We start from the raw sequence: 12,729 nt of genomic DNA on the forward strand, positions 1-12,729 counted from the left end.
CCAAAGGAAAATAAAATGTATATGAATCGATTAAAAACATCTATGGCTGTCGTAGCCTTCATGGGCTTGCTCTCCGCGTGCAGCGACAACGCGGACGAATTTTTGAACACAGATTCGAGGATGGCCAAAAATTTATCATCCAACGTGTCAAGGGAGATTGTAAGCCATACTTTCACCTTTGACGTGCCGGCGGAGACCAAGAATGCGGACTTCGTGGACTGTAAGGCCATCTTGACCAACGTGGAAACGCAAAAGAAGGATACCATCAGCGTCTTCACAAAAAAAGGCAATCAATATACGGGCGAGCTGTCCATACAGGAGGGCACGTACAACATCGAGATGCAAGGCAAGGTGAAATATATCATCGATGTGAACAACTACAAGAAGAAATTGCCAAAAGCCATGATTAAAAAAAATATCAGGGAGGTGGAGGCCATGGTGAAGACAGACATGCCACCCATCAACATACAAAAGGGAGGTGACAAGAACACCAATGTGAGGCTGAAAGTGCGCAACCGTCACGAGGGGCTTCTCATCTCGGAGATTTTCTACGCTCACACCACAGACCCCGAAGGACGCATATACGTTGACGACACATACATGAAAATAGCCAACAACAGTGACACGGTCATTTACGCCGACGGACTGGCGTTCGTGGAGACGTTTTTCACCAGCGACGACAAGAACGACTACCAGCCAGACATCATGAGCCAGGCCATGACCTTCAATACCATATACGTGATACCCGGAAGTGGCAAGGAACATCCCATACAGCCCGGCAAGGAAATCACCATCGCGCTGACGGCAGAGGACCATACCAAGCATAACCCCAACTCCATAGACTTGAGCAAAGCCGACTTCGAGATTTGCGACCAAAGTTCAGTCCAGGTCGGAGGCGACAAAGACATGCCCAACGTGCCCAACATGTTGAACTGGTATCCCGGTTTCGAAGGTACTTTCGCTTTTCACGATAGGGGAGTGAAATCTTATGCCATTGTCAGTCCGGTGTCAATGAATCAACACAATATGAAAAATTTCCGCTATCAGTTCCAGTACCGTTTCAGTTTTAACGGATTTGAGATGGACATGAAGGAGAGTGAGTTTTTCATGCCAAACGCTTGGGTCGTGGATTGCGTGAACCTCTCCGTTGCCGGAGGAAACCAGCAGTGGTTGTGCGCCTCGGAAACACTTGACAAAGGATATGCCCACTGTGGAGTGACTGACTTCGATGACGGACGATACAACCACTCCGTGGTGCGCAAGCGCGAGGGCCACAATTACGTGGAAGAAGACGCCAAAATCAAAGGAGCTCCCGTGGAGTCGACATGGTGGATAGACCCAAACTTGTCCCTTGGCGGCAAGTGGATAGACACCAACAACTCATCAGAAGATTTCGTGAGCAACTCATGCCCCACATTCATGCAGATGAAATTGAAAAAGACGGGCATCAGGAGAATACACATGTAAACATCTTATTATATACAGTCAGAGAGGAGGAGGGCAGCCGTCCTCTTCTTCTCATCAACCAATCCACATGAAAAAAACTATTCATCTCGCATTAATGATTGTCGTCGTTCTTCTTTGCTCGTGCGTTAATGACGAAATTCCAGAGCAAGAGGCAAGAATGGTCAAACACACCATCTCGCTCACGATACCATATGACGTGCAAGACCCCAAACCGTCGAACGTCAGGGCTGAGCTAACAAACATACAAACCAAAAAGACCTACGAGGCCACCCACTTCAAGATGTCAGGGGAGATGCTCACTGACGAAATATCGTTGCCCGAGGGGCTCTACAACGTAAAGGTGGACGGCAATCTGACGTACAAGATGGAAATCGTGGACCCGACCAGAAAGGCCAACAAAAAGAATGCTGTTAAAACCCGCACGCTCAAGGCCACGCTCAAGGCCACGCGGGAGAACGTGAGAATAAAAGCCAGTGACAGCGTCGAGGACACGCGCTTGGCCCTCAACGTGTACAGCGCAAACGAGGGATTTCTCATCACGGAGATATATTTTACGGGTAGCACCACGCCAGACGGATACATGTACACCGACGACCAATACATCAAGTTTGGCAATAACAGCGACACGGTGATGTACGCCGACGGCTTGGCATTTATAGAGACCTTCTTCACCAGCGACGACTTGCACGACTACCAGCCCAACATTATGGACAAGGCCATGACCATTGTGACCATCTATGTCATACCCGGCTCTGGCAAGGATGTCCCCGTGAAGCCTGGGGAGGAGATCACCATCGCCATTACCGCCGAGGACCACACGCTCATAAACCCCAACTCCATAGACTTGAGCAAAGCTGACTTTGAGATTTACGACAGCTGCACGCACCCCGAAGGCGACCACGACGTGCCTGGCGTGCCCAACCTTGACAACTGGTACGGGGGCTTCGAGGGATGCTTCGTGTTCCACACGCGAGGTGTCAAGTCGTATGGCATAGCTCGCCCCATGGTGGACAAAAAAACGTACATGACCCAATTCCGCTATCATTTCGGCTACATATTCAGGCAGGGAGACTTTGTTGTCCCGATGAACGAATATGAGTATTATATGCCCAACGAGTGGGTGCTCGACGCGGTCAACCTGTCTGTGCCGGCGGCGCACGAGTGGCTGCTCACGTCACCGCGCTTGGACAAGGGCTACTCTTATTGTGGACACGTGGACTTCGACGAGACGCGCTACACCCACGCGGTGATACGCAAACGGGTTGGACACAAGTACGTGGAAGAGTCGGCCATCATCAACAACGTACCCGGCACTTGGATGGTGGACCAAAATTTCGGAGAGAAAGGCAAATGGATAGACACAAACAACTCCACCGAGGATTTCGTGCCAAACGCCCAACCTTCCTATTTCGCCAAGAAACTCAGAAACCTTTAACCTGTCAAGCGGCGCGACCGCAAGACCAGAACCTTTTTTAAAACAAAAATGACAAAAACACTGTTTATACAAACCCTTGTCGCACTGTCTGCCGTGTGCTTTCAGGCCCAAGCCACACCCGTCAAGATAGACAAGACCATCCGTTATGGAAAGCTTGCCAACGGCATGAGCTATTATATCCGCCACAACGCCCAAACCAAGGGTATCGCCGATTTTTACTTCGCCCAGCGCGTTGGCTCCATTCTTGAGGAGCCGCGCCAGCGAGGCTTGGCCCACTTCTTGGAGCACATGGCGTTTAACGGCACCGTGCACTTCCCTGGCACTGACAGCCGCCCAGGCATCGTCAAATGGTGCGAGAGCGTGGGCATCAAGTTTGGCACTAACCTCAACGCATACACCAGCGTGGACCGAACGGTGTACAACATCTCGGCCGCCCCCGTCAAACGCGAGGGCATCATCGACTCGTGTCTGCTCATCATGCACGATTGGAGCCACAGCCTGCTGCTCGAGGACAAGGAGATAGACAAGGAAAGGGGAGTGGTGCAAGAGGAATGGCGCTCGAGACGGGCGGGGATGGCCATGCAACGATTGGCCGAGGAGGCCATGCCCATCATATACCAAGGCAGCAAATATGCGGACAGCATGCCCATTGGCGATATGGGCATCGTGATGAATTTTCCCTACCAAGACCTCAGGGACTACTACCACAAATGGTACAGGCCAGACCTGCAAGCCGTCATCGTGGTGGGAGATATCGACGTGGACCGCATGGAGAAAAAAATACGTGAGCTTTTTGGAGGCATACCAATGCCCCGAAACGCGGCCCCGCGGCCAATCTTCCCAGTCCCTGACAACGAGAGGATGATCGTGCACACGGCCGTGGACAAAGAACAGCCCACCGTCAACTTCTCGCTTTACATGAAGCGAGACGTCACGCCAATGGACAAGCGCGCGAGCGTGGAGAATTACAAGGACGGATACCTCACCAGCCTTGTGCGCATGATGCTCAACGACCGTCTTGACGAGCTTACGCAAGACAGCGGCACGCCTCTTATCTCCGCGTCAGTGGGCGACGGACATTTCTTCTTGGCCAACACAAAAGACGCGTTCGAAATATCAGGCGTTTTCAAGGAGGGACGCGTCGAGGAGGGCATCCAAGCTGTGGTGGGAGCCGTGCAACAAGCCAGGCAAACAGGATTTACCGCGGCCGAGCTGGAACGTGGCAAGGCCGTGTTGATGAACTACGCCAAGGTGGATTACGAGGACCGGAACGACAGGCGCAACGCCGACTTTGTGGAGCAATGTGTGGAGAACTTCCTTGAGGCTGAGCCTATTATAGCTCCCGAGGACGAGCTGGAGCTTGTGCAGGCACTTGACAAGACCGTCACCATCGCCGACGCGAACCGCATGGCACAAGAAATAATCACCAACAAAAACGAGGTTGCCACGCTGTACGCCCCAGACAAGGCGGGAGTGACTCTGCCATCCCACGACCGCATACGCCAAATTGTGGCCCAAGCCCAAAAGTCAAGCTATGCGCCATACGCCGAGAAAGCCATCGCCGAGAAGCTCGTGGCCCATCTGCCCACACCGGGAAGCATCGTGCGCGAGAAACCATACAAATATGGGTATACAGAGATTACGCTCTCAAACGGCATGCGCGTATACGCCAAAAAGACCGATTTCGAGACGGACGAGATTTTGATGAACGTTTTCAGCAAGGGAGGCAAGGACATGTACGCGAACCAAGACATGCCAAACCTTACATATCTCATATCGGGCGCGACAGCGGGAGGAATAGGCGATTTCACGGCGACGGGCTTGGAGAAGAAACTCGCCGGAAACACCGCCGACCTCATGCCCTTCATCAACGATGAGACAGAGGGCATGAAAGGCAGCGCGACCAAGAAAGACTTGGAGACGCTTTTTCAGTTGGCCTACCTTTATTTCACCGCCCCGAGACGAGACACGGCGGCTTTCAACAATCTCATGGACCAACAAAAGGAGTTTCTCGCCAACGCTTGTGTTAACCCTCTCATAGCGTACAACGACACGCTGCACGCCACGGCCTATGGCACCGACAGGCTCGAGTCGATGAGCCAAGACAAATTGAGACGCGTAAGCTATGACCGCGTCATGCAGATTTACAAGGAGAGATTCGGAAACGCCGCCGATTTCAGTCTCATCCTCACGGGCAATATAGACATGGACAGTCTCAGGCCTTTGCTGTGCCAATACATGGCGTCCTTGCCAGCCACGGGAGAGCGCGAGGATGTCGGGCGGCTCGGGGCGAGGTTGCGCGATGGCAAGATCACAAAGAAATTCATTAAAAGTCAAAAGACGCCGTCTACCATAACAACAATCGTCATCAAGGGAACCATGCCCTACTCGGACCGCAACGACTTGCTCATGGACGCCATCGGCCAGCTGTTGCGCATGGCCTATACCGACAAGGTGCGAGAAGACAAGGGAGGAGCTTACAACGTGGAGGTGAACGGCAGCCTGGAACGCCATCCAAGAAACGAGGCCCTGCTGCGCATCGCGTTCAGGACGGATCCAAAAAAATACGACAAGATCATTCCCATCATCTACCAACAACTCCATCTGCTTGCCAAACAAGGACCGTCACAAGCCGACTTGGACAAAGTGAAGGCTTATGAGCTGAAGGTGTACCATCAAGTGCTTCGGATGAACAATTATTGGGAATACGTGGTATACAACGACCTTTACAATGGTGTTGACCTTGACACAAATTTCTCCAACATTGTCAAAGAGACAACTCGCGACGACATCAAGAGCGTGTTGGCCAACCTTTTGGCGCAGGGTAACCAAATAGAGGTAACAATGACTTCAAACTGATAACAACACTTTAAACTTAAAATTATTATGAGACCATTTCTTTACACAGTTCTGATCTCTTGCGCGTTATTTTGCGCGCAAGAGTCTATGGCAAACGCCAACTCTCCCCAAAATGTCACCCGGGCAACCGCCAAACCCAAAAAAGAAGACATGGGGATCATGAAGTTTAAAAAGGTAGATCCCACGATAAGACGGCCTATCTACATGACATTCACGCCTGCGCCCAAACGCGAGCGCAACTTGTTTCTTGAGGGAGACCCAATCATCAAATGGGAACTTCCCGGATATGGCAACCAAGAAAACATGGAAATATGGGGAGAGGGCACCTTCATCATCAGGGGCAACGTGGAAAAACTTGATTTCAGGCAATGCTATTGCATCACCGACATAGATCTCACGGGCAACAAATACCTCAAGGAGGTCACTATCGGTATCGTGGGGTGTGACGAGCTGAGGATACCCGAGACGGTGGAAAAACTCAAGGTCGTAAAAACACACATGAAACAAATCGTGATACCGGAGAACAGCCAATTGCAAAAAGTGGAGTTTTACAACAATCAAGATTTTGAGGCCGTGAACATGGGCAAGTGCGACAACCTTACCTATTTTGACGTGTCATTCTGCCCCAAGCTCACCAAGGCCGTGTTCTCCGACTGCAAAAAACTCAAACTTGTCGACATGTCTGGCTGCAAGGGGCTTGGGACCGACATGAGGATAACGGACATGCCCGATTTGGAACAGGTCTACATGGAGAACTGCAACTTCAAAACCGTTGACATGTCCAACTGCCCCCAACTTAAGGTGGTCAGTGTCATCGGCAACCCTCTTGAAGGCGACGCCTTGGACAAACTCGTAGCCACGCTGCCCACAATCCCCGGGGAACTCGATGGCAAGCACGCTTTATTGTTAAAAAAAGAAGGCGACAACATGAAGTGCACAAGTGAGCAAATGAGAGCCATGAAAGACAAGGGCTGGATGCCCATAAAAATTGTAGGACGAGATTCCTTTCCCATGACCGACTCTGATTGCACTGGCGTTCGTGGTCTCAACATGGACAACCCCAAGGAGGACTTGTGGTTCAACATGCAAGGACAGCGCATACAGAAACCCACGGCCAAGGGGCTTTACATCCACAACGGCAAGAAAATATTGATTTCACAATAAACAAGGTATCGTGCTCGCGGTGTCTCCTGACGCGCTCGCGGGAGGCGCCGGCACGATAAAAAGTAGACAATGTCACGGCGGCGAGGAGAAAAGCGAGACGCGCACAAATAGAGTTCGCCCAACAAACACGGCCCACATATTATCCATTACGCATGAGAAGTACACTGTTCACCATGATGTTCCTGCTTATGGGCATCTGTCTTCGCGCCCAACAAGTGTCTCCCGGCGAGGCGCGGCGCGAGGCGGAGGCTTTCGCCATGGCGCGCCATACGCGGACGCGGGCCCAAGCCCATGAGAGCGTGTCGCTCGCTTTCAAGTCTGACGATGACGGTCGTCCCACCTCCTACTATGTCTTTAACGTTGACGGTGGGCGGGGCTTTGCCATCATATCTGGCGACAAACGAACGCCCAAAATTCTTGGGTACGCGGACAGCGGCCAAATAGACCGGCGCGATATGCCCGCCCCGATGGCCCTGTTGCTCAAGTCGTACCAACAAGATATACAAGCCATGCGTCGCGCGCCGTCTCCGCGTCGCGCCGTCCCCGCGTTGGCATCTACGGCCGCGCGCCACGCCGTGGAGCCCATCGTCAAGTCTAAATGGAACCAATTGTGGCCTTATTATCTGCAATGCCCAATGGCGGACGGCAAGCCCACCCCCACGGGATGCGTGGCGACGGCCATGGCGCAAGTGATGTTCGCCCAGCGATGTCCGTCCACGCGGACCACGAGGCCCATACCGTCGGACCGTTACGAAGCCCACGCCACGGGCAAGGATTTCATGCCACGCCACGCTTTTGAATGGGACAAGATGCTCGACGACTACAAAAAAGGCAGCTCCGACGAGCAAAACCAAGCCGTGGCCTATCTCATGCGGCAATGTGGCGCGGCGGTCATGATGGACTATTCGCCGTATGGGTCCACCGCCCCCGACAATCTCATAGTGCCTGCCCTTGTCAATTATTTTGGCTATGACGCTGACGCCACGCTCGTCATCAGAGACTTTTATACCACCGAGGAGTGGACGGACATGATTTACGACGAGGTGGCCGCCGGTCGGCCGGTCATATACGTGGCATCCTCGCCCACAGACGGCACGCACGCTTTTGTGTGCGACGGCTACCGCCAAGGAGATTATTTTCATGTCAACTGGGGATGGGGCGGCTCGCGCGACGGTTACTTTCGCCTGTCCGTGCTCAACGCCTACGCCCCCGACGGTATAGGCAACACCGAGGGATACACCATCTTTCACTCGGCGGCCATAGGCCTGCAACCCGAGGATCATGTCGTGACACGCCCATTGGTGCAGGTCACCGAGCTCGCGTTCAAACCGCGATTGGTCAAGCGCGACGATCCTGCCCAAGACTTCAAGCCCCTACGTTGCTCGTTCTCTTACAAAAACATCATGGCGGTACCCATCCGCGCGGAGGTTGGCTTGGGCTTGTTCGTAGGTGGCAAGCTGGAGCGCGCGCTCATCGAGCGGGCGCAAACGCTCGAGCCCGGCGAGGAGACCAAAATGGAGGGCGTGACCTTGGGATCTATCGGCGTTCGCCACGACGGAGCCGCCATAGCTCCGATATGCCGCACCCAAGGCGACGACAAATGGATGAAATGTACCAACACCGACGCGTTCTCGTATGTTTTGAGCGTTGGCGAGCGCAAGATGTTTGTCAGGCGCGGCGACATACCGCAGCCCAAGCCACGGCTCAGGGTGGACAATGTGACCCTTATCGGCGACATGACCGCTGGTGAGTACCAATTTATCCGCGCCACCATAACAAACGTGGGTGGCAGTTTCAGCGGACAACTCTTTCTGTACGTGGATGGGGAAAAGGCTGGGTACATGGGAGCCTATATCGGCGCCGCCGCCACGGACAGCGTCGCTTTCACTTTCATGTCCCAACGGCAAGGCCGGCACGTCTTCTCCATCGAGAACGCGGAGGGCGCGAAACTCTATGAGGGCCACATGGACATAGTGCCCACCGGCGTGGTTCCCATTCCGTCCACAGAAAGCCACTCGTCTGGCGCTTTCCGCCATCCTGACAGATGGTTCGACTTGCTCGGGCGGCAAACGCCACGGCCAAGGGCGCGAGGCGTTTACATCTTGGGGAGAAAAAAAATAGCCTTTTAGCGCAACTTGGCTAATCCCACTGGCCCGTTTTCCATCCTCGCATGTCAAAAAACGGCTCAGAGCTGATATTTAATGGGGGAGCAAATGGCTCAGTAGGTATTTACTTTTGGTGGAATACCGTAGGTCCCTACGATTGTGGTAACCATGTATAACCGCAAACAGGATTAAAAACAGGAAGGCATGATGTAGGCACAAAAGTTCGCACGCACAAATTTCTACCGCGCTCAGACGCTTCTTGAGTCCAGTGCAGCCATCTTCATTCATTCTTTGCTCCCCATTCTTCTCTCCTTGCTCCCCATTCTTCATCTTGTAAAATATAATTACTGTTTTTTGATCATTATTTTTGAGTCATCCAGAGCAAAAAGGGCTATCTTTTTTTGTCAAAACCAAGTAGAGCTTTATCAAAAATCATAAGAGAGCTGCGATTGGTGCTTTCTCATAGCATGATTAGGCCTCATTGGCAGCGCGGAAGAGTCTCAATCACGCTGCGATTGCAACCTTGTCATCATGCCATTTGATACTCAACAGCAGACCACAAACTAGGAGAATAAAGGCTGTTTTTTAAAAGATGCTGGATGTCAGTCATTTACAAACTATCGCATATTTCGCGTATTTCGGACGAAGGCAAACTTATTTTTAAATAAGCGAAATTGAGAGGGTTATTTGTTCAAATAATTGACTATTTCTAAATTTTCAAAAACTGCGCTCGGGACAAGCAGGTTTTTAAAGAGAAAAACCGAAAATGCGTAAATATTCTGTCGCCATCTCGAAACGTACACACTCCCCATTCGCCCCCTATGTTTGTAACATGGCGAGCGTCTCCTCAAAACACGCACGGCCATTTATTGTACCAAGGGGTTAATCTCAATAGCAAAATGAAACACCATACTTTTTCTACTGAGCCAAAAAACGCTAATCTCCGCGCGAGTGTTGCCGCCTTTTCTTATCGAAGAATAGGGTGGGCAGCGATAAATTTCTTCCAAGTATCTTCCAACCACTCCAAAGGCACCATACACAAGCCACGCCCATGAGGAAGATGTAAAAAAGAGACGCCATGCTCAAAAAGGTAAAAATGCGTCCTGTGTGCACTTCTATGCAAACGTTGCGTAATGACATGGGCAGCGTTGCCATGCTGTCAGGCATACGAAGGCGAGAATTACCCTTCTTGTAATCCACCGCCATGCCCTTGTCGTCCAAGTCTGATGAAAATCCTGCGATGGCATGACTTCCAAAAGGACTCCCACTAACGGAACGCGCCTTTTGGCGCGTGAAATAATCAATGACGGACTGATGCGCTCTATCCCATACATACATGCCGCTGAACGACCCTATCAGCCATGTGTTGCGATGAGTGTGTTGTTCGACATTGATGCCCATGACGCTCACAGGAGGTTGCACCTTCTCTCTTTGCGGCGTGTCGCCCAAATGGCGAAGAGTATAGAAACCGTCCGAAGTACACAACAGCCAGTCGGCTTTATCCTCATCATACCGCAGCGAGCGCAGACAGCCATTCCATGGGTTGTCGCTATCCATGGAAGAAAAAGGTATGGGCGGTATTTTGCCAGAGGCTATGGCGATGAGCGCAGGCGGACGTAGCATCCAGCCTGTAATGGTCAGCAACAGCAGAAAGAACATGGCACCTCGCCCCAACTTGTTGTGCCATGTTATCAGTCCTCGCTTCGTACGTTTTACTAACGATGAACGGGAACGAGGCGCAAAGGAATAATATACGCCTGAGATGGAGAGAAACAAGAGGATTAGTCCCACCGCATCGACAAAGAGCTTGCCTGCCATACCAAACAGTCCGCCTCCATGAAGAAGCCATATCGTTCGGAAGAGCGAAACCTTCCCTTTGTCGTTGTCTGTTTTCGTCAAGGTGATTTTTTGGAAGTCGTGATAAGGATAACGAGACAGATAAACGTAAGACCGCCCAGTGATGATGAGCGAGTCGCCCTTCCGCGTAATATCGCTCAACTTTTCATGCTTACCCTGAAGAATATCAACTTGTTCCCAAACGCTATGGGGATTCAAACGATACAAATGACGTTGGCTCAAGGCGTATAGACAGCCATTGGGCGTAACCGTCATTCCACGAATGTTTCGGAGGTCGGCACCCTTGGGCAGCCCATGATTAAAGTCGGTTATCGTGTCGGCATCCTTCTCTTTCGCCCAAATGCCAGCGTTGCCATATATCAACACCTTATTTCTCCATTTCTGCGTACCACGAAACAATCCTTGGTTCCACTGACTATATCGATATTCTGAGGGTAACAGTGTCCTGCTGATATCGATGCCTTGAAACAACTTGGCATGATTGAGTACTATTCCCGAGAGACAAAAGAGTATAACGAACGGAGCCAAGATAATTCCTAACCATTTATGTAGTCGTCTCCATGTTGTTTTCTTCATCCCAACTCCTTTCATCATTGCTCTGCTCTCTTTCGTTGTTTGCCTTTGAACCAAAGATAAACACCCAACAAAATAAAAGCCATGAGGATGACAAGCATTTGCCAAGCGTGTTTCTCTGGCTCTACCCAAAACTCTTGAAAGAAGTTCATCCTTCCCAATATTTCCACAGGTGTCCAAAAGATGATAACAGTGGCGATAGCCATTCGTATATTCGCACCCCATGCAGCGATGTGCAATTGGTGGCGAAACATGAAGATAGCCCCCACGAGACACCCTACTCCCACAAGGAACGTTACAGGGTGATGATCACCAAGGAAAGTCTTGTCGTAGCAGAACATGAGCAGCAAGTACATTGCCCAAAGAATCATATTCAGTTCCATGAACGTGACGATGCTTGTGTGGCGCGTCATGGGTTGCACCACCACAACCTTGCGCTTGCTTCGGAAACATACCTTTTGTATCCATGTAATCAGACCGCAGCCGTTCCTTGTGCTGAACACATACATGGTCATCACCATCATCCACAAGCCAAACGAGGCGGGCATGATAAGGTATTCGGGCTTCGTCACCACCACGCCGTTCTCTATCTCTGGTTGCACGCCATAGCGTCGGGCATAATACAGGAAGAGGAACTCCACCCAGCCCGTCCAGAAAAGCAGTCCACCGAAGAGTCCCCACAGCGTTTGTCGGGTATCGCCCTTCACAAACACACCAACGATAACCATGATGAGGCCTGCCAAGCCCATCATAAAACCAGCGACGTGCATGGCGCCCTCACTCATGAACTTCTCCATCAATATCATCAGCGCATGACCCAAGGGCATGGCGAAAAGCACCAATAGAAATGAGGCGATGGTGCGCCACCAGTAGTGTTCTCTTACTTTCTTATCCATGTTATTGATGCTTGTTATGATTGACTGATGCGATGTATGGCCTGCCGTATCATCGTGATGAGCTTTTGTGTTCCTAATCCGGACCGTTCTCCCGCCATCTTGATGGTAGCCTTTTTCAGAATCAATTTTCCCAATGCTGTTTGCAACATTTTAAAAGGTGCGTATTGCTGAGCCATGGCTTCCTTTAGACCAGGATATTGAGAGAAAAGATCTTTGAGCATCGTGTCTTCGGTAATCTCTGCTATCTGTTTGTCGTCATCTCTCTCTGCTTCCATAGAGTCTGTCATTGTAGAGGTGGGCGGTGTGGCATACTTCTCTTTTTCGTCTGCCCATGTGAGAAGCGTCTGCGACCCAGTGAGAGTACGAATGCGAG

7 protein-coding genes and 1 pseudogene are annotated in these 12,729 nt (G+C 51.3%); 5 read left to right on the forward strand and 3 right to left on the reverse strand.

The features are described from left to right. Positions 1-21 precede the first annotated feature (21 nt). The 5 genes from C7379_RS03425 to C7379_RS03445 all read left to right on the forward strand — a co-directional run bounded on the left by C7379_RS03425 (position 22) and on the right by C7379_RS03445 (position 9,054). Positions 22-1,467, forward strand: coding sequence for a DUF4876 domain-containing protein (locus C7379_RS03425; RefSeq protein WP_165815012.1), 1,446 nt, complete (start codon positions 22-24; stop codon positions 1,465-1,467). A gap of 67 nt (positions 1,468-1,534) precedes the next feature. Further along, on the forward strand, positions 1,535-2,902 hold the full coding sequence (locus C7379_RS03430) for a DUF4876 domain-containing protein (RefSeq protein ID WP_116616022.1): 1,368 nt from the start codon (positions 1,535-1,537) through the stop codon (positions 2,900-2,902). A gap of 48 nt (positions 2,903-2,950) precedes the next feature. Further along, complete coding sequence (locus C7379_RS03435; protein WP_116616023.1) at positions 2,951-5,761, forward strand: M16 family metallopeptidase; 2,811 nt, start codon at positions 2,951-2,953, stop codon at positions 5,759-5,761. A 27-nt stretch (positions 5,762-5,788) separates the two neighbouring features. Beyond that, positions 5,789-6,925, forward strand: a complete 1,137-nt coding sequence (locus C7379_RS03440) for a leucine-rich repeat domain-containing protein (protein ID WP_133241866.1) — start codon at positions 5,789-5,791, stop codon at positions 6,923-6,925. A gap of 152 nt (positions 6,926-7,077) precedes the next feature. Then, on the forward strand, positions 7,078-9,054 hold the full coding sequence (locus C7379_RS03445) for a C10 family peptidase (RefSeq protein ID WP_116616025.1): 1,977 nt from the start codon (positions 7,078-7,080) through the stop codon (positions 9,052-9,054). Positions 9,055-9,966: 912 nt separating this feature from the next. Here the strand turns inward: C7379_RS03445 and C7379_RS03455 are convergent. The 3 genes and pseudogenes from C7379_RS03455 to C7379_RS03465 all read right to left on the reverse strand — a co-directional run. Then, a complete protein-coding gene (locus tag C7379_RS03455; RefSeq protein ID WP_116616050.1) occupies positions 9,967-11,463 on the reverse strand; it encodes a PepSY-associated TM helix domain-containing protein in 1,497 nt (498 codons plus the stop codon). Positions 11,464-11,477: 14 nt separating this feature from the next. Next, positions 11,478-12,356 (reverse strand): hypothetical protein, encoded by an 879-nt coding sequence (locus tag C7379_RS03460; RefSeq protein ID WP_116616027.1) that lies wholly within the window; start codon positions 12,354-12,356, stop codon positions 11,478-11,480. 14 nt (positions 12,357-12,370) lie between these two features. After that, positions 12,371-12,729, reverse strand: a pseudogene (locus tag C7379_RS03465) (DUF1858 domain-containing protein); the annotation flags it as partial.

The sequence above is a fragment of the Hallella colorans genome (assembly GCF_003096815.1).
Taxonomy (GTDB): Bacteria; Bacteroidota; Bacteroidia; order Bacteroidales; family Bacteroidaceae; genus Prevotella; species Prevotella colorans.

Coding starts and splice junctions, on each gene's coding strand:
- C7379_RS03425 (WP_165815012.1), top strand. CDS start 22: ATGAATCGATTAAAAACATCTATGGCTGTCGTAGCCTTCATGGGCTTG.
- C7379_RS03430 (WP_116616022.1), top strand. CDS start 1,535: ATGAAAAAAACTATTCATCTCGCATTAATGATTGTCGTCGTTCTTCTT.
- C7379_RS03435 (WP_116616023.1), top strand. CDS start 2,951: ATGACAAAAACACTGTTTATACAAACCCTTGTCGCACTGTCTGCCGTG.
- C7379_RS03440 (WP_133241866.1), top strand. CDS start 5,789: ATGAGACCATTTCTTTACACAGTTCTGATCTCTTGCGCGTTATTTTGC.
- C7379_RS03445 (WP_116616025.1), top strand. CDS start 7,078: ATGAGAAGTACACTGTTCACCATGATGTTCCTGCTTATGGGCATCTGT.
- C7379_RS03455 (WP_116616050.1), bottom strand. CDS start 11,463: ATGAAGAAAACAACATGGAGACGACTACATAAATGGTTAGGAATTATC.
- C7379_RS03460 (WP_116616027.1), bottom strand. CDS start 12,356: ATGGATAAGAAAGTAAGAGAACACTACTGGTGGCGCACCATCGCCTCA.